21 protein-coding genes are annotated in these 21,671 nt (G+C 32.1%); 4 read left to right on the top strand and 17 right to left on the bottom strand.

What is annotated here, in order from left to right; genetic code table 11:
• Window position 1 precedes the first annotated feature (1 nt).
• On the bottom strand, window positions 2-1,096 hold the full coding sequence (locus tag IW18_RS19725; RefSeq protein ID WP_041519894.1) for a Nif3-like dinuclear metal center hexameric protein: 1,095 nt from the start codon (window positions 1,094-1,096) through the stop codon (window positions 2-4).
• Between the two features lie 129 nt (window positions 1,097-1,225).
• Here IW18_RS19725 and lpxK point away from each other — a divergent pair, with 129 nt between their 5' ends.
• The 3 genes from lpxK (at window position 1,226) to IW18_RS19710 (ending at window position 4,244) form a co-directional block, all read left to right on the top strand.
• On the top strand, window positions 1,226-2,242 hold the full coding sequence (gene lpxK, locus IW18_RS19720; protein ID WP_041519893.1) for a tetraacyldisaccharide 4'-kinase: 1,017 nt from the start codon (window positions 1,226-1,228) through the stop codon (window positions 2,240-2,242).
• A 65-nt stretch (window positions 2,243-2,307) separates the two neighbouring features.
• Window positions 2,308-3,327, top strand: coding sequence for an SPFH domain-containing protein (locus IW18_RS19715; protein WP_041519892.1), 1,020 nt, complete (start codon window positions 2,308-2,310; stop codon window positions 3,325-3,327).
• Complete coding sequence (locus IW18_RS19710; RefSeq protein ID WP_041519891.1) at window positions 3,324-4,244, top strand: NAD(+)/NADH kinase; 921 nt, start codon at window positions 3,324-3,326, stop codon at window positions 4,242-4,244. Before IW18_RS19715 ends, IW18_RS19710 begins: the two co-directional genes overlap by 4 nt.
• A gap of 9 nt (window positions 4,245-4,253) precedes the next feature.
• Here IW18_RS19710 and IW18_RS19705 read toward each other — a convergent pair whose 3' ends face one another.
• From IW18_RS19705 to lipA, 3 genes are all read right to left on the bottom strand, one after another.
• Complete coding sequence (locus tag IW18_RS19705) at window positions 4,254-6,425, bottom strand: tetratricopeptide repeat-containing hybrid sensor histidine kinase/response regulator (RefSeq protein ID WP_041519890.1); 2,172 nt, start codon at window positions 6,423-6,425, stop codon at window positions 4,254-4,256.
• A gap of 26 nt (window positions 6,426-6,451) precedes the next feature.
• Window positions 6,452-7,450: a type I glyceraldehyde-3-phosphate dehydrogenase gene (gap, locus tag IW18_RS19700; protein ID WP_041519889.1), complete on the bottom strand. Its 999-nt coding sequence runs from the start codon at window positions 7,448-7,450 to the stop codon at window positions 6,452-6,454.
• Window positions 7,451-7,535: 85 nt separating this feature from the next.
• On the bottom strand, window positions 7,536-8,402 hold the full coding sequence (gene lipA, locus IW18_RS19695) for a lipoyl synthase (RefSeq protein WP_041519888.1): 867 nt from the start codon (window positions 8,400-8,402) through the stop codon (window positions 7,536-7,538).
• Between the two features lie 327 nt (window positions 8,403-8,729).
• Between lipA and IW18_RS19690 the strand changes: the two genes are divergently transcribed.
• Window positions 8,730-9,605, top strand: coding sequence for a M48 family metalloprotease (locus IW18_RS19690; protein ID WP_041519887.1), 876 nt, complete (start codon window positions 8,730-8,732; stop codon window positions 9,603-9,605).
• A 68-nt stretch (window positions 9,606-9,673) separates the two neighbouring features.
• On the opposite strand, the gene IW18_RS19685 is transcribed toward IW18_RS19690, so the two are convergent.
• The 13 genes from IW18_RS19685 to recF form a co-directional block, all read right to left on the bottom strand.
• Window positions 9,674-10,054, bottom strand: coding sequence for a PH domain-containing protein (locus IW18_RS19685; protein ID WP_041519886.1), 381 nt, complete (start codon window positions 10,052-10,054; stop codon window positions 9,674-9,676).
• A 103-nt stretch (window positions 10,055-10,157) separates the two neighbouring features.
• Window positions 10,158-10,865 carry a GLPGLI family protein gene (locus tag IW18_RS22775; protein ID WP_052480239.1) on the bottom strand — a complete coding sequence of 236 codons (708 nt, stop codon included), beginning with the start codon at window positions 10,863-10,865 and terminating at the stop codon, window positions 10,158-10,160.
• A gap of 97 nt (window positions 10,866-10,962) precedes the next feature.
• Window positions 10,963-11,700, bottom strand: a complete 738-nt coding sequence (locus IW18_RS19675; protein WP_041519885.1) for a DUF4184 family protein — start codon at window positions 11,698-11,700, stop codon at window positions 10,963-10,965.
• A 113-nt stretch (window positions 11,701-11,813) separates the two neighbouring features.
• Window positions 11,814-12,641, bottom strand: a complete 828-nt coding sequence (locus tag IW18_RS19670; protein ID WP_041519884.1) for an energy transducer TonB — start codon at window positions 12,639-12,641, stop codon at window positions 11,814-11,816.
• A 157-nt stretch (window positions 12,642-12,798) separates the two neighbouring features.
• A complete protein-coding gene (locus tag IW18_RS19665; RefSeq protein WP_041519883.1) occupies window positions 12,799-13,350 on the bottom strand; it encodes an RNA polymerase sigma factor in 552 nt (183 codons plus the stop codon).
• Window positions 13,341-14,447, bottom strand: coding sequence for a glycosyltransferase (locus IW18_RS19660; RefSeq protein ID WP_041519882.1), 1,107 nt, complete (start codon window positions 14,445-14,447; stop codon window positions 13,341-13,343). Before IW18_RS19660 ends, IW18_RS19665 begins: the two co-directional genes overlap by 10 nt.
• 83 nt (window positions 14,448-14,530) lie before the next feature.
• Window positions 14,531-15,145 (bottom strand): FMN-binding negative transcriptional regulator, encoded by a 615-nt coding sequence (locus IW18_RS19655; RefSeq protein ID WP_041519881.1) that lies wholly within the window; start codon window positions 15,143-15,145, stop codon window positions 14,531-14,533.
• Between the two features lie 127 nt (window positions 15,146-15,272).
• Window positions 15,273-16,286: a UDP-N-acetylmuramate dehydrogenase gene (murB, locus tag IW18_RS19650; RefSeq protein ID WP_041519880.1), complete on the bottom strand. Its 1,014-nt coding sequence runs from the start codon at window positions 16,284-16,286 to the stop codon at window positions 15,273-15,275.
• A gap of 107 nt (window positions 16,287-16,393) precedes the next feature.
• Entirely contained in the window at window positions 16,394-17,497 is a 1,104-nt protein-coding gene (locus IW18_RS19645; RefSeq protein ID WP_041519879.1) for a pyridoxal phosphate-dependent aminotransferase, read from the bottom strand.
• A gap of 159 nt (window positions 17,498-17,656) precedes the next feature.
• Window positions 17,657-18,712 carry a glycosyltransferase gene (locus tag IW18_RS19640; RefSeq protein WP_041519878.1) on the bottom strand — a complete coding sequence of 352 codons (1,056 nt, stop codon included), beginning with the start codon at window positions 18,710-18,712 and terminating at the stop codon, window positions 17,657-17,659.
• A gap of 114 nt (window positions 18,713-18,826) precedes the next feature.
• Window positions 18,827-19,501 carry a DUF2461 domain-containing protein gene (locus IW18_RS19635; protein ID WP_041519877.1) on the bottom strand — a complete coding sequence of 225 codons (675 nt, stop codon included), beginning with the start codon at window positions 19,499-19,501 and terminating at the stop codon, window positions 18,827-18,829.
• A 10-nt stretch (window positions 19,502-19,511) separates the two neighbouring features.
• Window positions 19,512-20,210, bottom strand: a complete 699-nt coding sequence (locus IW18_RS19630; protein ID WP_041519876.1) for a thioredoxin domain-containing protein — start codon at window positions 20,208-20,210, stop codon at window positions 19,512-19,514.
• A gap of 262 nt (window positions 20,211-20,472) precedes the next feature.
• Window positions 20,473-21,555, bottom strand: coding sequence for a DNA replication/repair protein RecF (recF, locus tag IW18_RS19625; RefSeq protein ID WP_041519875.1), 1,083 nt, complete (start codon window positions 21,553-21,555; stop codon window positions 20,473-20,475).
• Window positions 21,556-21,671 lie beyond the last annotated feature (116 nt).

The raw sequence follows: 21,671 nt of genomic DNA, 5'->3' as shown, positions 1-21,671 counted from the left end.
TCTATAAGTACTTAACTGGATTTGTATTTTCTTCTGATAAAATGATGGCAAAATTAAGGATTTTTTTTCGAAGATAATCAACAATATAGTTTTTTGTATAGCGTTCGCTCTCAAAATGACCAATATCGGCTAAAAGTAGTCGGTTTTCAGCTTCATAAAATTGATGGTATTTTAAATCGGCAGTCAAAAAAGCATCGGCTCCAGCCATAATTGCATTTTTTATGGCAAAACTTCCTGAGCCTCCCAAAACAGCTACTTTCTTGATCTTTTTTCCTATAAAGGCCGAATGGCGAATTCCGTCGGCAATCATTTTATCTTTTACAAAATGCAGAAACTCTTTTTCATTCATTTCAGTTTCAAATTCACCAATCATTCCTAAACCAATATTTTGGTGAGCGTTTTGTAAATCATAAATCTCATAGGCAACTTCTTCGTAAATATGATTCGCAAAAAGGGCTTTTAAAATTTTAGATTGTAAATGCTTTTCAAAAACAACTTCAATTTTTATTTCGGTTCCCGTGTGTAATTTTCCTTTTTCGCCAATTACAGGATTGCTGTTTTCGTTTCCTTGAAAAGTAAAAAAACCTTCGGTATTAAAACTGCAATTGTCATAATTACCAATTGTTCCGGCTCCGGCTTGAAACATTGCATTTCGAACTTTATCTGAGTTGTCCGGAGTAGTGTAAGTAACTAATTTTTGAATGAAATTTTGTTTTGGAATCAAGACTTTGGTATTCACCAAACCTAAAGCATCGCAGAAAATTTTATTTACACCAGCCGAATGATTGTCAAGCGCGGTATGAACGGCATAAATAGCAATGTCATTTTTAATCGCTTTTAAAATGGCGCGTTCGACATAGTTTTTTCCTGTAATTTTTTTAATTCCCGAAAAAAGAATCGGGTGGAAGCAAACCACTAAATTACAATTCTTAGCAAGAGCTTCGTCGATTACATTTTCTAAAGCATCGTGACAAACTAAAACTCCGGAACTTTCTGTTTCAGAATCTCCGACCAAAAGACCAACGTTGTCAAAATCTTCGGCGTAAGCCAATGGTGCCATTTGTTCCAGAACTTCTATTATATCTTTGATTTTCATTTTTTTCGTTTAGTTTCAGGTTTCAGGTTTTACTTGTTTCAAGTTCGATATTGATGGACAAAATTTGAAACGTAAAACCTGCAACAAATTCATCAAACAAATTAACGAAAAATATTATACTTTCGTAAAATGAATGTACTTCGAAAAATACTTTTTCCGTTCGCTATTTTATACGGATTCATTACTACAGTTAGGAATTTTCTTTTTGATAAAGGAATTCTAAAATCAACATCGTTTAATGTTCCAGTTATTGCTGTTGGAAATTTAAGTGTTGGCGGAACGGGAAAAACACCTCAAATCGAGTATTTAATCCGATTATTATCAGATAAATATAAAGTGGCAACTTTAAGTCGTGGTTATAAACGAAAATCGGAAGGTTTTGTTTTGGCTAATGCAACTTCAAATGCTGAAATTCTGGGAGATGAACCTTTTCAATTTTATCAAAAATTTCCAAACATTCAAGTTGCAGTTGATGCAAATAGAACAAACGGAATTACACAATTGCTTTCGCAGAATGAGAAACCTGAAATTATTTTACTCGATGATGCTTATCAGCACCGAAAAGTAAAAGCTGGGTTTTATATTTTACTGACTTCTTTTGATGATTTATATGCGGATGATTTTATGTTACCTACAGGAAATTTGCGCGAAAGCAGAAGTGGAGCCAATAGAGCCAATATTGTTGTGGTTACCAAATGCCCGAGCAATTTATCGAATGAAAAACAAGAAGAAATTCGCTTGAAATTAAATCTGACTTGCTCGCAGCAAATATTTTTTACTTTTATCGATTATGATGATGAAATTTATAGCAAAGATGAAAAAATAGCTGTTTCTGAAATTAAAAAAGAGCCAAAAATACTTTTGGCAGGAATTGCAAAACCAAAACCTTTCTTTGATTATTTAAAAAATGAAACGGATGAATGTTTGACTTTTCCAGATCATCATCATTTTTCCGATGCCGATTTAGAAGAGATTCAGAAAAAAGCTCAAAATAAAAAAATCATTACAACCGAGAAAGATTACGTTCGTTTAAAGGATTCTAATTTAATTTCGCAATTGTATTATTTGCCCATAAAAAGTACGTTTATTGCTAATAGACAAAATTTTGATGCTACGATTTTAGAATTTGTAAAAAGAGTTGTTTAACGATTAAATGATTTTATTAGATTTCGATATTACAGAATGAATTATTAACTAAGACCGTAAAAAAAATGTTTGGAATAAATTTTATTAAGTTCGATTCGATGACTTATGTTATTAAGTTTAAAAATGGACAGGTTTCAAAAGAGGGAAGAGGACTTTCTTTTTTTTATTATTCTCCTACAACTTCAATTTCCGCTGTTCCTATTGGAAGTAATAATTTGCCATTTATTTTTAATGAAACTACAAAGGATTATCAAACGGTATCAATTCAAGGGCAGATTACCTATAAAATTGGCAATCCAAAACAATTAGCAGATGTTTTAGATTTTACTGTAAATGGTGATGGTATTTACAAGAAAGATGATAGTGAAAAATTAAATCAAACAATTGTAAACGAAGCTCAAACAGCAACATCTTCATTTATACATCAATTGGGCTTAAAAGAAGCGATACGTTCTGCAAAATCTGTTGAAACTAATATTACTGATGGACTTTCTAATTCTACCGCAATAACTATGTTAGGAATTGAAATATTGAGTATTAATATTTTGGCAATTAAAGCAAATCCTGAGATGGCTAGGGCGTTAGAGACTCAAACTAGAGAGAGTTTGCAACAAGAAGCAGATCAAGCAATTTATGCCCGAAGAAACTTTGCGGTTGAACAAGAGCGAAAAATTAAAGAAAGTGAGCTAAATACGGAGATTGCAATTGAGGAAAAGAATAAGCAAATTGCAGAAAAGCAAGCAGAAACGGAAGTTCAAAAAGCAGAAAATGAATTAAAACTTCGTGAAATGAAAGTTCAGGCAGATATTGCAATTGAAAATCAACGAAAGGTTTTATTAGAGCAAAAAACTGAAAATGAAAGAAAAGAAGCTGAAACCCAGGGATATGTTTTGGAAACAACTTTAAAACCTTATAAAACTTTAGATTGGAAAATGCTAACTGCATTGAATAATAATGCTGATCCAAAGTTTAATATTTCACTTGCCTTTAGGGAGTTGGCTGAAAATGCTGGGAAAATAGGGAATTTAAATATTAGTCCAGAGTTACTTGATAACTTATTGAATGATAAGAAAGATAGAAGATGAGCATTGAATATGCGATAATTATAAAAAATAAAACAAGATTGGAGTCCTTAATTGAACGATTCAATACAAAAGCGCAAGCAAAGTTTTATATAGAACGTTCAGGAGGTGATTTTGTTGATTATGAAAGAGAACATGAAATTTTTCATGATTCTCTTTCAAAAGTTCAGAGAAATTTGTCGGCTATAGTTAAAAATAAAATAGTGGAAAGAGGTTTTTTACCTTCTTTTATTTTTAATGAAAACCAAGTTGTTGTTACTGTTGGTCAGGATGGATTAGTTGCGAATACAGCTAAATATGTTGGTGAAATACCAATTGTTGCCGTTAATCCTGATCAAGAAAGATTCGATGGAGTTTTGCTGCCTTTTAATAATGAAAATTTTTTGAAAGCAGTAGATGATGTTATGAGAAATAAATACAACTCTAAAATGACCTCTTTTGCAGAAGCTAAATTAAATGATGGGCAAAGATTGTTAGCTTTTAATGATCTTTTTATAGGAGCAACCTCTCATGTTTCGGCTCGGTACAAAATAACTTTTAATAATAAATCAGAAGAGCATTCTTCATCTGGTATTATCGTTTCGACTCAATCAGGTTCAACAGGTTGGTTGAGTTCTGTTTTTAATATGAGTTTTGGGATAAATAAATTTATAGACAACAAAGATTCAAGTAAAAAATATGTGAAGTTAAAAGATAATCAATTGATGTTTGCGGTGAGAGAACCTTTTGCTAGTAAGAAAACTCAAATTGATACAACCACCGGAGTTATTACTGAACGATCAAAATTAATTATTCAATCATTTATGCCTAATAATGGATTTATTTTTTCTGATGGTGTAGAATCAGATTTTTTAAATTTTAATTCAGGTTCCATTGCTACAATTGGTATTGCAAAAGAAAAGGCAAATTTAGTTATTTGAAAAAAAAAATTAATCAAAAAATTTAGCAATAATGCAGTAGAATTCGTCTGGAACAAATGGTTTTGTAATAACGTCGTTCATTCCAAAGGACAAAAGCATATCCCTATTTTCGTCGAGCGAAATTGCGGTTAAAGCAATAATTGGTGTTGTTTTATCAAATTCTCTAATGAGTTTTGTAGCAGTTGTACCGTTGATTCCAGGAAGGTGAACATCCATTAAAATCATATCAAAACGTTTTACTTTCAAGAGTTCAACAGCATCTTCACCATTGTCGATAATCTCGCATTGAATCGCTTTGTTTTCTAACATTTTGCGAGTTATCATTTGATTGATCTTGTTGTCTTCAATCAGTAAAATCGATTTGTTTTGCAATTGCTTATCGCTATAAGGTTTTGCTTCTTCTATTACTTCCAACGGTTCTTTGTTAATCTTAAAGTTTAATTTGAAGGTAAAAGTAGAACCTTTGCCTACCTCACTTTTTAATTTTATTTCACCGCCCAAAAGTTCGATTAGTTTTTTTACAATAGTTAAACCTAAACCGGTGCCGCCATATTTTCTGTTCACTTCTATAGATCCTTGCGAGAAACTTTCGAAAACACTTTGTAGTTTATCTTCTGGAATTCCAATTCCGGTATCAACAATTTCAAAGTAAACAGTTGCATTATCTTCCTCCTCGGCATATAATTTTGCAATTACATTAACGTGTCCGTTTTGAGTAAATTTTAAAGCGTTGTTAATTAAGTTTAATATGATTTGAGATAATTTGGTTGGATCACCAATTAAATTGTCTGGAATAGATTCATCTATTTCTAGATTAAAATAGTTTTTGTTGGCAGTTGCCAATTCTTTTAAAGAGCTCTGAATGTTAAAAAGTAACTCTTTTAAATTGAAACTTATGTTCTCGACTTCAACTTTTGTCGAATCGATTTTGTTGATTTCAAGAATTTCATTGATAAAAGTAGTCAGATAATTTCCTGAGAATTTTAGGGATTCAAGATACTTAAGTTGTCTTTTTTTAGGTTTATCTTCAAGTAATAAATGTGTAATTCCGTTAATGGCATTTAACGGAGTTCGAAGTTCATGACTTACTGTAGATAAAAATTCTGATCTGGCTTTTGATGCTTTTTCGGCTTTATTTTTGGCTAGAATAAGCTCTTTATTTTTTTCTCTTAAAAGTAAATTATTCTGATTTCGAATAATGTTGTTTTTATATAAAGCTAAACTCAAGAGCGATAAAATCGATATAAGTGCAATGGCCAAAATACTAACCAATTTAGAATAGCGATATGTTTTTAATTGAATTTTCTCTTCGCTTTCGCGTTTGATAGTATTATTTATCGTTTGGTTTTTTTTGAATTTTTCAAATTCATTAAAATCTAATTTGGCATTTTTTAGTTTTAAAACATAATTTTCTATTTGATAATGCTCATCTAAATAAGAATAGGCAAGATCATAATTTTTGTTCTGCTTGTAGTATTGGCTTATTGCAAAAATGATTTTTGATTTTTGAGCCAGATTATTCGTTTTAGCATTATAATCTAAAGCATTATCAAAATAAATAATAGCCGAATCATTTCGTTTAAGTTGAGATTCAATTAAACCTAGTTGATAATAAGAATCAATTTTGGTTTTTATAATAGCAGGGTTATCTGGTTTTTTTGTGATTTCGCGAAAAGATTTAGCTGCCATTGCTAAATTTTGATTTGTCTTTAACGCCATCGCTTTTTGATAGTTTAAGACTTCTGCGCTATCCGTAATTTTTAAATGATTTAAAAGATTGTCGGCTTTTTTGTAATAAATGTCGGCAGTTTCATAATTTCCTTGCGCTGTATTGGTAACTCCAATATAATGCAATGCCAAAACTTTAGTGCAAGTAGGTCTTATATTATCAAATAAGGAAACACTTTTGTGAAAGTTTTTAAGCGCTTCTTCGTATTTTTTTTGATTGTAGTAAATTTTACCAAGCTTAAAAGTTTGATTGGCTAGATTCTCATTTTTGTGAGTTGATTCGCAAAAATCAATTGACTTTTTGGTGTAAAAAACTGCTTTGTCGTATTTTTTATTGTTAAGATTGCTATCTACCATCTTGTTGTAATACGAAACACTATCTGCACTCTTTTTATTTTGAGAGTGCAAAAATGAATGTAATAAACATACAACAATAAAAAGGTGGTATTTCATGTATGGCAATGCTTTTACAATGAATTTTATGTTTTTCTTATTAGTAAAATCAAATCTATTAATCTTGATGAGTAGCCAATTTCGTTATCGTACCAACCCACAACTTTTACCATTTTGTCAATAACAGAGGTAAGTTGTGCATCAAACAAACACGAATGTGTATTGCCAATTACATCAACAGAAACGATAGGATCTTCGGTGTAATCTAATATTCCTTTTAAATTTGTTTTTGAGGCTTCTTCAAATGCTTTATTAATTTCTTCAATTGTAACAGCACGTTTTACGTTAAACGTTATATCTGTCAATGAACCATCTGGAACAGGAACGCGAATTCCACAACCTCCGATTTTTTCATGCAATTTAGGAAAAATTTTCGTTAATGCCTTAGCTGCACCTGTAGTTGTTGGAACAATTGACTGGCTTGCGCCTCTCGCACGGCGTAAATCCTTATGTGGTTGGTCGTGAAGACTTTGGTCTGTGGTGTAAGAATGTATAGTTGTAATGTATGCTTGTTCAATTCCGCAAAGTTCATCAATGATTTTTATCATTGGGGCAGCATTGTTTGTGGTACAACTTGCGTTTGAAACAATATTTTCGTTTCCGTCTAAAATATTTTCATTAACTCCTAAAACAACTGTTTTAATAGTATCAACTTCTGATGGAGCCGAAAGGATTACTTTTTTTGCTCCAGCTTCAATATGCGCATTTAGTTCTTCGTGCGTTTTGTATTTTCCTGTAGATTCAATTACAAAATCAATATTGTGACTTTTCCAATCTAAATTAGAAATGCTCTTTTCATGAAAAAATAAGTAATGATTATCGTTAACAATAATTCCTGTTTCATCATGACTCACCTTAAAAGGCAAAACACCGTGAATACTATCATATTTAATTAAATGTGACATAGTTTTGTTGTCGGCGATGTCATTTATAGCAACAACTTCAATTTCAGGATGGTTTAGAAGTAAACGAAATAAATTTCTGCCAATTCTTCCAAAACCATTAATAGCTATTCTAGTTTTCAATATTTTGTTTATTTGTTTAATCGTTCAGCTGTTTAATCGTTTTATCAATGCGATTAAACGATTAAACAGTTAAACAAATAACCTTTTATAATATGTGTTTTTGTGCTTTGTATGACGAACGTACTAATGGTCCACTTTCGACATGACGGAAACCCAATTCAAGACCAAACTTTTCGTATTTAGCAAATTGATCAGGGGTTATAAATTCTTTTACCGGCAAATGTTTTTTACTTGGTTGTAAGTATTGACCAATAGTAACAACATCAACATTCGCATTACGTAAATCTGTCATAGTCTGAAAAACTTCTTCTTCAGTTTCTCCAAGACCTAACATAATTCCAGATTTGGTTCTGTTAATTCCTTTTTCTTTTAAATAACGTAAAACTTCTAAACTACGATCGTATTTAGCCTGAATACGTACTTCGCGAGTTAAACGGCGCACCGTTTCAACATTATGAGAAACTACTTCTGGGTTTGCTTCTACAATTCGATCCAGATTTCTTTCCATTCCTTGAAAATCCGGAATCAAAGTTTCAAGCGTAGTGTTTGGGTTCATTCTACGAATTGCCTTTACAGTTTCAATCCAAATAATAGAACCCCCATCTTTTAAATCATCTCTGTCGACACTTGTAATAACAGCGTGTTTAATGTTCATGATTTTAATCGAACGTGCTACTTTTTCAGGTTCGTCCCAATCTACCGTCTCAGGTCTTCCAGTTTTTACACCGCAAAATCCGCACGAACGAGTACAAACGTTTCCTAAAATCATGAAAGTAGCTGTTCCTTCGCCCCAACATTCACCCATATTTGGGCAACTTCCTGAGGTACAAATGGTGTTTAAGCTATATTTATCGACTAAACCACGAAGTTCAGTATATTTTTGGCCAATTGGAAGTTTAACCTTTAACCATTTAGGTTTTCCAATTGGTACATTTTCAACGACTGTTTCCATATATCAATATTCAAAACACAAAGATAAGGAATGTAGTTTATTTGGAGATTCGTTTAAGATTTAATTTGATATGGATTTGTTTATAGTTTAAAAAGTGTTTTTGAAGATACTTCTGTCTTGATGTTAAATTATCGTTTTTAAATCATGATGAGGTTTGAAAAATATAATTTTTGTTTGTTAATTTGAAAAAGAGGAATAATTATGGTAGAAGGTTGGTTTTTACTCGTTTAAAATTTTTATCTTTAATTGTTAAAAAATTAGCTTAACGAAATAAAAACGATATTTGATTTGTAGTACATTTGTTGTTAAATTGTAATAATATAAAACATGAAAAAGAAATTTATTGTATTGGGAGTTTTGTTTGCCACTTTTGGTTTTACTAAAATGAATGCGCAGATTAATTTTGGTGATAAAGCCATTGGAGCTGTTCAAAAGGGGATTACTGGTTTTACGTTTAGTAATGCTGATGCAGCTGCTTTGTCTAAAGCTGCGGTAGATAAAATGGATACAGAGCATGAAGTTGCAAGCGCAACAGATCCTTACACGCTAAGGTTGAACAGGGTTTTTGGTAAATATACTGCTGGCGATGGATTTACTTTAAATTATAAAGTATATAAGCTAAAAGAAGTGAATGCTTTTGCAACTGCTGACGGTAGTGTTCGTGTCTATACAGGATTAATGGATATTATGGACGATAATGAATTGCTTGCTGTAATTGGTCATGAAATTGGCCACGTAGCCAATCATGATTCTCAAGATGCTATAAAAGCGGCTTATAAAAAAGAAGCTTTAATGGATGCAGCGGCATCACAATCTACAACAATTGCAACCGTTACAGATAGTCAATTAGGGAAAATTGGAAGTGCGATAATAGATAGTAAATTTAGCCGTAAACAGGAAGCTCAGGCTGATTTATATTCTTATAATTTCTTAAAAAAGAATGGTTATGATGTGAATGCAGAAGAATCTGCTTTTAGAATTTTGGCTAAAATGAGCGAAGGAACCGAAGCTTCTTTTATCGATCAGATGATGAGTTCGCATCCAGATTCAAAACAAAGAGCTGAAGATGCTAAGAAAAGAGCTGAAAAAGATGGTTTGTACAAACCTTATGTGCAACAGAAAATTGTAAATACTGCTCCGGCAGCAAAAACAACAACCAAGAAAGCTACAACTACGAAAAAAACTACTACTAAAAAGAAATAATAATTTCTAATAGAAAAGTAAAACCCGATAAGTTTCTGATGAATTTATCGGGTTTTTTATTTTAAAGATTAACCTAAAACATGAAATGCCAGCACTTTTTGTACATCATACACATTTACAGATTTTGTAAATTGTTTTACAATACTTGGGCTTGTCTCGCTTGCAACCCATATTTTCAATTCGGCATCCAAGTCAAAAGTTCCTGCAGTTTCAACGCTAAAACGTGTGATGCTTTTGTAAGCAATAGATTTGTATTCTGTTTTGCTTCCTGTGATACCTTGTACGTCAACCAGAATCAATCGTTTGTTCGTAAAGATAAAAGTGTCACGGATTAATTTAAAACCCATTTCAATTTCTTCATTATCTGTTAAAAGTTGTCCGTATTTTTTAAGTAAATCATCTTGACTTACAGAACCAGCGTTGCCAAGAATAGCAGAAAATATTCCCATTTTTTAGTTTTTAATTTTAATAGATTTAATTTCCCTCTTTAGGAGGTGTAAAAGTAATTGATTTTGTTAATTACGGAATGTATTTTATGCTGAAATAAGATGATTATTTGTATTTGTTTAGAGGACTTGTTCCTTCTAAATAAGCTTCAATACTACTGTAGAAATTGTCTAAGGTGACTTGTGTGCTTTTATTCTGAGGTTCTTTTATTTCTGACGTTTCTTTAGTAATTTTTAATGTTTCGAGCGCAATAGTACTATAACCGCCAAGTTCAACTTTAATAATCAATCCTGGTAAGCCCCAAAATTCAAAAGGACCATCATTGATAGGTATTTCTTCGGTAAACCAAGCTGTAGTTGGTACAAAAGCTTTTTTGGTTGTGGCCTTTTTACATTTGTAGCCATTTATTACTGCGGTCTCATTTGTAATAGTCCATTCGTAATCAGTTAGTTTGTCTTTGGCGCTAAAATCACTGTTTCGAATATTGTACTCTTTTATAATCTGATTGTTTTTAAAGTTCTTATACGTAATATCAATATCGGCTAAAGTTACTGCGTTATAAGTTTCCAGTTTTAATCCGTTGTGGAATATCTGAGAGGTATCAATTTTTGATTTTTGAGATGAAATCATTTCATAAAGGGATTTTTGAGCCGAGTAGAAAAATGAAAATGTTTCAGGTTTAACAGGGTTTTCAGTAACGCCATTTGCATCTGAGCTCATAGATTTTAAGTGAGTGTGTATATAAACTCCTTTTATGGTTTGACCATAACTTTGTGTTGTAAGAAGAACTAAAAAAATGAATATTCTTTTCATGAATTTAAAAGTAGATGGTTAAATAAAAAAAAACAAAATGGTTGAGATTAATAAAGTGTAAGATAATTGAAATCGAACTCATAAAGAAAGAAAAAGACTAACTGTTTTTAAGTTGATTCAGTTTTAGTATTACAGGACTTAGGATTAAGGAAATTAAAAAAGCGGCAATTACAGAAACAATTATGTTTCCAAAAGCTTTTGTATTAAACGAGGCTGAAAATCGTATAAATAAAACAAAAAGTGTAAGAACAAATACCAAAATCCAGTATTTTCTAGAAATCGAATATTTGATAATGTTTTTCTGCGGAAGTCGCAGATAAGCAAGAATAATAAAAAATGCCCCAATTAAAGAACTTAAATGTTGTGTGATTTTCCAAATCGGAATTTCATGTCCAAAAATAATAAAGACATTTTTTAGTCCGGAAAATTGCTCTGTAAAATAACCGTGATTATGGGTAAAACCATCCCATAGCAGGTGTGAAGCTATTCCAATCAATATTGAAATTAATACCACAATCCAATTTTTCCTGAAATAAAGATTCCAGTTAAACTCAGTAAAAACTAGAATTCTGGAATGAAAGCTTTTTGGTAGATTAAAAAATAAAGGATCGCGAACTAAGTTATGAAAAAGAAATGCAAGTAAAATTGCAAGAGGTAAATCAAACCAGAATATTCCAACCACAGTGTGGCTGTAAATACTCTGAACTTTCATTCGAATAAAATATTCAAAATCTGGAGTTAGACTTCCAATTACAAGACCCGTAAATGAAAACCATTTTGCAGGAAAATATCTTAAAGGTAAAATTATTGCAGGATGTGAAAAAGTAAATGGCATTTAAGGTTTTTAGATAGAAATAAACCTAAAAGTAATCTTTTTAGAGTTTCAACTTAAATAAAGCACAAAAAAAAAGCAGAACCTAAGTTCTGCTTTTTTTGCAGTTTTTATTGTTATTCCATTTCCGTTTTAATCGTAATTGGAAGATTATATGCTGTTCTAACAGGTTTTCCTTCTAAGATTCCTGGGTTCCATTTAGTTTTTAAGGATTTTAAAACTCTAATGGCTTCTTTTCCCATTCCGTATCCAGGATCATTTTTTACCATGATATCAGTCATAGTACCATCTTTTTCGATTACAAACGAAACATATACTTTTAATGTTCTTTCAGAATCTAATTCAGGTCTGTGAAAGTTATTGCCAACATAAGTGTAAAACTTATTGATTCCACCCGGAAATTCTGGTAGTTTGTCTAATATTGCAGGGTTTACAGGTTCGTTAGTCGTTCCTGTTGATGGAGCGACATCGCCACCGCCGCCGCCTGCTGGTAATGCATTAACAACAGTTCCTGTTCCAGTGCTTACATTATTGCTTGTTGGAGCGTTTTGGGTATTTGGCGCAATAACATCTGGCGTAGCCTGACTTGTTTGAACGACTACCGGATTACTCAATTGAACTGCTTCTGTAACCGGAGCGCTTTGCTGTGGAGGCGCAATAGGTTCTGGAGCTACTGGTTCAACGGGAATTGGAAGATCAACTTGTGTTACTGTAACTGGCGGAACTTCTGGAATAGTTGGTGTTTCTACAATGTTACTGGTTTTAATTTTACTAATCAACATCGACACACTTCCTAAACCTACAAATAATAGCAGTGCCATAAATAGCGCTGTAACTGTAGTTTTTGAATTCTCTTGGCGTAATTGATACGCACCGTACTCTTTGTTTTTGTTTTCGAAAACGAGATCGGTCCACTTGGTTTCGTAGATGCTTGATTTAGACATGATTTATGGATTTTAAGGTTAAGTAACATTAAATCATAAGCGATAAGGTTTTGGGTTGTTAGCTAACAACGTAAGAGTTGTTGTTTTATTGTGTGAATAATTTATTAATTTAAGAATAAATACATGGATATGTTATTCTTTTCTTAAAGATAATAAATTATCTATTACGCTCGATAATTTCGGCTAATAATTTTTTAGCACGAAGCAGCTTTACTTTTACATTGCTTAGAGGTTCGTCAATTTTGAGCGCAATTTCCTGATACGTCATTTCTTGAAAATAACGTAGCTGAATAACTTCTTGATAATGGGGTTTTAATTCTTTGATGCAAAGAAGCAATCTGGAGAGATTTTGTTCTTTAATTAATGCATCTTCTGCAGACGGAGTAGGGTCGGCAATATTATATGCCTGTTGGTCTTCGGCATCTGTGATTTCTATAAAAAGATTAGTTTTCTTTTTACGTAACAAATCAATGTAAACGTTTTTTGCAATAGCAATTAACCAGGTGTTGAATTGAAATTCTGAATTGTAAGTAGCAATTTTGTCAAAAGCTTTGGAAAAAGTTTCTATGGTAATATCTTCGGCAATCGTTTCGTTTTCAGTACGCTTAAGCATGAAGCCATATACTTCATTCCAGAAATAATCTAATAAAAAAGTAAAGGCGATTTGATCGCCTTTTTTTGCTTTTTCTATTTTAGAATTTATTTCCAATATACAGGTTTTGAAAAGATATTAGTTATAAAGATATTAATTTGCGTGAATATAAGCACGATTTCGACAATAGGAAACCAAATTTTTAGATCATTCTCTTTTAGTTTGCCAGCCGAAAATCCAATTACTGTCCAAGCCACAGTGTAGCGAGTCGCTAAAATAGCCAAAACAGCAATCCACTGAAATTGGAACGCTAATAACAAGATAACTGATAAAAAGAAAAATAATTGTGATACGAAAAATAAACCCAACTGCATTTTGTCAAAAAAATTATAATATTGTGCAGTCGAAACATGTCTTCTTTTTTGAGTAAACCACTCTTTATAGGTTTCCTTAGGTCTTGAATAAGTAAAACTTTCAGGAGTATATGAAATAGTTGTATTATTTTTGTTTGCGGCTTGATTAATAAACAAATCATCATCGCCAGAACGAACCTGAATGTGTTCAATAAAACCATTTACATTAAAAAATTCTTCTTTTTTGTAAGCTAAGTTTCTGCCAACTCCCATGTATGGGAATCCTAGTTTTGCCCACGAAAAATATTGCACAGCCGTTAAAACGGTTTCAAAACGAATAATTTTATTTAACAATGAACGCTCGATTTTTTCGTAACCACCATATCCTAAAACGATAGTTTTGTTCATCGTAAATTGAGAAGTCATTGACGTAATCCAATCTTTTGAAGTAGGATAACAATCTGCATCTGTAAAAAGTAAATAATCTTTTTTTGAAGCTTTAATTCCTAAAGTCAAAGCGTATTTTTTATTTCCCCAAAAAGCTTCATTGTTTTTAACTTTTACCAAACGAATATTATCATATTCACTTTCAAATTGCTCAAAAACTTCTAAGGTTTCGTCGCTTGAAGCATCATCAATTAAAACAATTTCAAAATCAGGATAATTTTGTTCTGCTAATAGCGGAATGAATTTTTTTACGTTTTCTTCCTCATTTTTAGCGCAAACTATTACTGAAACCGGAATTCTTTTTGGTGTGATGTTTTGTGGTTTTGCGAAAGCAAACTTTCCAAAAATTCCTAAATAGTAGAAAATTTGAATAACAACAATAGCAATAAAGAAGTAAAATAAAGTTATAAGCATCTGATTTTAATGTCTTTTAATTTCTGAATCTTGCGAGTGCAAATGTACTTATGAAATCTCAGTTTTCAATGGTTAAAATTGATTTACTTTCGGCATTTCGACATTTCTTTTGCAATAGCAATAGACTGAGGGTTTTCGGTTTTTTCTAATTCCGAAATTATGTTTTTATAATTGTGATCGTCTCTGTTTTGAGATAGTTTTTTGGTTGCCTGAATTTCGTTAATTTCAATTTCAAAACCAAAAATTCCTCTCGCTTCACGCATTGTTTTGGTTGATAAGTTTTCTACTCGAACGGGATTCTCAGAATTAGCTTCGTATTTATCCACCAATTTCTTTAGTTGTTCTATCGAAGTTGCTTCGTCGACAATTTTGATGCGTCCGTAAACATGTACGGCTATGTAATTCCAGGTTGGAACATTTTCGTGATCGTACCAAGAAGATGAAACATAGCTATGCGGACCTGTAAAAACGGCCAGAACCTGATCGTTTTCGGTAAAACCTTCGGCTTGTGGATTCAGTTTAGAAAGATGTCCTTGCAAAATTTCTCTTCCATCAGCATTTACTTCAAGTTCAATCGGAATATGTGTAGCACATAATTTTCCGTGAGTTTGATTGATCAGAATGCCAAAACTGTTTTCTCTCAAAAAAGTTCTGATAGATTCCGGATCTTCATCTTTGTATAAATCTGGTGTATACATTTTTTTGTTTTTAGGTTCAAAGGCACAAAGAAGCAAAGGTTCAAAGTTTTTTGTTCTTTTAATGGACTTCGGCTTCGCTCAGTCTCACAATAATTAGGAATTCGTGCTAATTCGCGAAATTTGTGTTTTAAATCACATTAACTTCTGCTTCAATATGAATTCCGAATTTTTCAAAAACAGTTTTCTGAACATCTCTCGAAACGGCAAGAATTTCCTGTCCTGTTGCGTTTCCGTAATTTACTAAAACCAAAGCTTGATTTTTGTGAACTCCCGCATCGCCAAAACGTTTTCCTTTAAAACCTGCTTGCTCAATTAACCAACCCGCTGGAACTTTTACTTCTGTTTCAGAGACTTCGTAGTATTTCATTTCAGGAAATTTCTGGTGGATTTTTTCGAAATCAGATTTCAATAAAATCGGATTTTTAAAAAAGCTTCCGCTGTTTCCAAGTTCTTTAGGATCGGGTAATTTACTTTGTCTGATGGCGATAACCGCATTACTCACATCTTTTAAAGTTGGAGTTGTAATGTTGTTTTTGGCCAATTCGGCAGTAATATCTCCGTAAGATGTATTTATTTTATGATTGCGTTTTGTGAGTTTATAAACTACAGATGTAATGATGTATTGATCTTTAACCTCATTTTTAAAAATACTTTCTCTATACCCAAAATTACATTCGGCATTTGTAAAAGTTTTAATTTCTAATGATTCAATATTTAAGGCGTCACAAGAAATAAAAGTATCTTTTATTTCAGTTCCGTATGCTCCAATATTTTGTACGGGAGTTGTACCAACATTTCCAGGAATAAGAGACATGTTTTCCAGGCCTCCAAAATTATTATCGATTGTCCAAAGAACAAAATCGTGCCATGTTTCTCCGGCTTGACTTTCGACCCAAACAAAATCATCATCTTCTTTAATGATTTTTTTTCCTTTTAAATCAATGTGAATTACCAAGGCGTCAATGTCTTTAGTTAGAAGCATATTGCTTCCTCCGCCAAGAATAAACTTTTTCTCGTTTTTATTTTCTTTTAAAATGGTTTTTAATTCATCAACCGAATGAACGGCAACAAATTGTTTTGCTTTGGCTTCGATACCAAAAGTATTGTGGTTTTTTAAAGAAAAATTGGATTGGATTTCCATAAATAAAAGGCTTTTTTGAATCCCGAAATTTCAGGATGATTCTGAGTTCAAAAGTAACGATTATTATTTATTTGGATAGATTTCCGTAGAAAGACTTTTGCGGAATTTCAATTAATAGCTTCAATAAATTGCTGCATTTCTTTCATGGTTCCTATGGTGATTCTAGTCCATTTTCCGTTTTCTTCGTAAATTTTTGTGCCTTGTATATTGTGGTTTTCTAATTGTTTAAAGTAATCTTTTTGATAATTATTCAAAGAGAAATAAACAAAATTAGAATGAGATGGGATGCAGGTTAGGTTAAGCTGAGTCAGTTTTTCGATCGTGTATTTTTTTACTGCTTCGTTATCAGCGTAGACTTGTTTTACAAAATTTTCGTCTTGTAAAGAAGCCAATGCGCCAGAAGCTGAAACCACACTTACAGAACTGTCAGGTGATGATTTTAAACCGTTGAGTTCTTCAATTGTAGCAGAATGTGCAACGGCATAACCAACACGAGCCCCTGCCATACCGTACATTTTTGAAAACGTTTTGGTAATAATTAAATTCTTGTTTTCTGAGACAAGATTACTCAACGATTCTTCTTTTGTAAAATCGATATAAGCTTCGTCTATAAATACAATTACTTTTTTAGTAGCTTCCTTTATAAACGATACTAGTTTTTCGCGATCACAAATTGTTCCTGTTGGATTGTTTGGATTACAAATGTAGATCATTTTTGTATCAGCATTAATTGCCTGCAACATGGCAGTTAAATCATGTTTTTTATCTTCGGTTAGCGGAACTGTTATTTTTTTAATTCCTAGTTTTTCAGAAGGAGCTGTCCAATAATTATAAGTGGTTTCGGCCATTATAAAATTGCCTTTGTTTAAAGCGGAGTATTGAAGAACCAAATCTAAAATTTCGGTTGAACCTGCACCAAGCAGAATATTATTATCTTGAACATTATTCTTTTTTGCAATAGCAGTGATTAATTCCGAAGCAAGATTCCAGCCGTATCGGTTACTGCTATTTACACTTTTTGCCATAGCAGTTCGGGCAAGCGGAGAAGGGCCGTATGGATTTTCGTTTGATCGTAATAATATGGGAGATTTGTCCAAATTAGGTAAAAAACATTCTTCTACAGAAGGATTTGCGAATGTTTCAAATGGGATAATGCCCAATCCAATCGTACCTAAACTTATTTGTTTTAACCAGTTTCTTCTATTATTCATATCTTTTTTGGATTAAATTAAACGATTTAATAATAAGTCTTTGGAATTGAAGAAAAGTTACGGTGCGATTTTTTTTTTTTTTACCGCAAAGAGCGTAAAGATTTTACGCAAAGTTTCGCAAAGTTTTTTTAATCTTTCTTCGTGTTCTTTGCAGTTAGATTACGCTTGAGAATCCAGCAACTCATGATATTTATCGGCAATAATTTTCATGTTGATATTGTAGTTGGCGTTTTCTTCTACAAATTTTCTGTTGGTAAGAATTGCGTTATTTCTAGATTCTACATTATCAAAAGACCAAATCAATTCTTTGGCAACCATTTCGATATTGTCAATTTCAATCAATTGTCCGTTTTCGCGATGTTTAATCCAGCTTTGATTTCCTGGAATGTCCGAAACTACTGGATAACAGCAACAAGCCATTGCTTCAAATAAAGATGCCGAAACACCTTCGGTAATGGGCATGCTAATATAAAAATTCGATTGTTCTAATAATTTAGGAAGTTTGGTATTTGGGATTCTTCCTGTAAAAATCACTTTGTTTTCGATTAGTAAATCTTTGGCTAAATCTTTTAAAAATTGTAATCGTGTTCCGTTTCCAACAATGGTCAACGAAAAATCAATTCCTTTTTTATTGAGAATAGCAAAAGCTTTTAAAATAGAATCATGACGATATTCCGGTTCTAAAGAACGTGTCACAATCGCTTCAATTTTAGCAGAATTATTTATTGAAGGAGAAAATAGCTTTAAATCAATTCCTTTTGGAATTACAAGAACTTTATTCATGTCAACTCCAATTGCTTTCATTGAAATAGTCATTACAGGACCCCAAGCATGAATTAAATCGGCTTTTTTAAATGCGTGTTTCTGAATGATTTTTTTAAATGGAAGTAAAATAGAACCTTCTGGCCATAAATCAGTTCGGCCTTGTTGTGCAATTGCAATAGGATGAAGACCTGAAATTGCAGCAAGAAAACCATAACTGGTCGTTCTTTCTGCAATAATCATATCTGGTTTTTCTTGTTTTATTGTTTTTCGAATAGAAATAGGAGAGAATAAATATTCTAAAATACGCTTGAATCTGTTAAGTTTTGAATTGTTTGGTGTTTGTAGTTCCCATGTGCAAATTTCAAAATCACCAAATTCTTTCAATCCTTTCATCCAAGTTATGGCGTCGGCGCGATAGGATTCTCCCAGAAAAAGTATTTTTCTTTTCATTCAATGAAGTTTTTTTGCCACAGATTAAAAGATTTAAAAATGATTTTCAATAATCTGTGCTAATCTGTGCTAATCTTTTAATCTGTGGCAAAAATTTTATCTAATTTATTAAAATTATTCTTCTGTTTCTAAAGCACGATTGATAAACTCGTTTAAAGGTTTTAGAGCAATTAATTTCTGACTCATTTTAGCAACGAAATCTTTTTTTGTTACTTCAGAAATATCATATTTTTGAGTTGCTGTAAAGCTTTTTAGTTTTAAAAATTCAATTGCAGGATGTTGTTTTTCGTAACCTCTTGGCGGGTTTTTAAGCGAATTATTTTCATCGAAATCTAAACTGTTGAATTCCTTTTTGAAATTTTTATCAGCTAAAATTGCTTCCAAGTCTTCATGGAAAAAAGCAATTTCCTTGCGTACTTTTTTCAATTGATCAGGATCTGGTGAATAAAATCCACCGGCTATAAAACTCGCGCCTTTTTCGATATGGACATAATATCCGGAACGATTTTGACCTTTTGCGCCAGATGAAAGCCAAACACCTAAATGAGCTTTGTAGGGAGATTTATCTTTAGAAAATCTAATGTCACGATTAATACGGAATGTACAGTTTTTAACCTCTAATAATTCTAATGAAGGGTCAAGAGGTTTCATTGCATCAAGAAAATCACTCACCAATTGATGATAATCTTTTTTGAAAATCTCATATCGTTTTTTATTTTCCTGAAACCAATCTCTATTGTTGTTGATTTTTAAATCGTCTAAAAATTGCAATGATTCTTTCGTAAGCATATTCAGTGTTTTATTGCAGTTGTTTTTTTAAATCTTGTTCGCTAATTAAGCCAGTCGTTTGCCATTTTATAGTTTTGTTTTCGTATAAAAATAAAGCAGGAAGTCCGTTGATTTTTAATTCGTTTGCCAAAGTTTTGTTTTTATCAACGTCAATACGAATGATCGTTACTTTATCTGCCATTTCTTTTTGCATTTTCAAAATGTATGGTTCCATTTGTTTGCATGGGCCACACCATTCGGCATAAAAATCTACCAAAACTTTTTTGTCCGTATTTAGTAAGTCATTAAAATCAGTTGTAGTCATACCAACTTGACCAGTTGAAGCTTTTCCAAATCCCTCCTCGTTCCATTTTAAGAAACCACCTTCTAATTCGTAAACTGTATTAAAACCTAGTTCGTTAAGTTTTGTAGCTGCTTTTTTGCTTCTTCCGCCACTTAAACAATATACAAAGACAGCTTTCGATTTGTCAAAAGATGCAGCTTTTGTTTCGAAATCTTCGCTGTTCCAGTTTACGTTTTTAGCATTATCAATATGTTCAGATTCAAATTCGTCAGGAGTTCGAACGTCTAAAATTTGTGGGTTTTCAGTGTTTTTAATCTTTTCTGCAAATTCTTTTGGACTAATTTCTTCAAAAGAAGTTGTCTTTTTTTCGTTGCAAGAAACGAGTACGATTGAAATTAATAGTAATATAATTTTGGGGAATTTCATAAGATCGAATTTTAAATTATAGAATTGCTAAAATAATGTTTTTTCATTTTTGAATTCTTAATAGAAAGTGAAAAAAAACCGTTGCCACGAATTTCACGAATTAGCACGAATTTTTTAGTAGTGAGTTTTAAGACATATATTTTTGTCATCCTGAGCGAAGTCGAAGGATCGCGAGTGACTCGACAAAGATTGGTAACTAACTTGATGGATCTTCGTGCGTAATCCTTCGACTTCGCTCAGGATGATAATGATTGTGGTTGCTTTACCCTAAATTAAAAATCTTATAACTCTGATGTGTCGATTTTACAATTGCTTCAGTACGTTCGGCATGCGTGTCAGAAATAAATAATTGTCCAAAAGTTTCGCTATTCACCATTTCGACAATTTTGGCAACGCGACTTTCGTCTAGTTTATCAAAAATATCATCGAACAATAAAAGGGGTTTTACGCCGCTTTGTTTCTTTAAAAATTCAAATTGGGCCAGTTTTAAAGCAATCAAGAAAGATTTCTGTTGTCCTTGCGATCCGAATTTTTTTATAGGATACGAATCGATTTCAAAAGATAAGTCGTCTTTGTGGGTTCCTACGCTTGTGTAATGCAAAGCGCGGTCCTTATTTATGTTTTCTTGTAAAAGTGTCAACAAGTCTTTTTCGAACAAATGACTTTCATAAACCAGTTGAACAGTTTCTTCAGATCCGGTTATGGCTTGATGATGTGTATTAAATATAGGTATAAATTGCTCGATGAATTCTTTTCGCTTCTCAAAAATAGATTGACCAAAGTTATTAAGCTGTTCGTTGTATATAGATAAGGTGTCGTTGTCGAATGTATGATTTAAAGCAAAATACTTTAGCAAAGCATTTCGTTGGACAATTACTTTTTGATATTGAATAAGCTGATGTAAATAAGTGGAGTCTAATTGCGAAATAACGTTGTCCATAAATTTACGGCGCGTTTCACTTCCTTCTATAATTAAATCGCGATCGGCTGGCGAAATAATTACAAGGGGAATAAATCCAATATGGTCTGAAAATTTGTCGTAAGCTTTTCCGTTTCTTTTTAAAACTTTCTTTTGTCCTTTTTTTAGACTGCAAACAATTTGTTCTGTTCTGTCATTTTTTTCTAATTCGGCATCAATTACAAAAAACTCTTCGCCGTGCTTGATATTTTGAACCGCCAAAGGATTAAAATAACTTTTTCCGTAAGCCAAATGATAAATAGCATCGAGTACATTGGTTTTTCCAATTCCGTTTTTGCCAACAAAACAATTGATCTTGTGGTCGAAATCAAAATTGGCTTCGGAGAAATTTTTATAATTGAATAGAGAAATTTTGTTTAAATGCATTTTTTTGAAACTGTAATAATAAAAATTGACACCTCCAGATTGTAATTTTGTCCTGCGGATTTGGTTTTTCTGCCACAGATTAAAAGACTAAAAAGGATTTTGTTCAGCAAATTTAA

It is taken from the genome of Flavobacterium hibernum, from assembly GCF_000832125.1.
GTDB classification, from domain to species: domain Bacteria; phylum Bacteroidota; class Bacteroidia; order Flavobacteriales; family Flavobacteriaceae; genus Flavobacterium; species Flavobacterium hibernum.
Note: the sequence above shows the minus strand (reverse complement) of the source record. Positions and strands in the feature narration are given on the sequence as shown.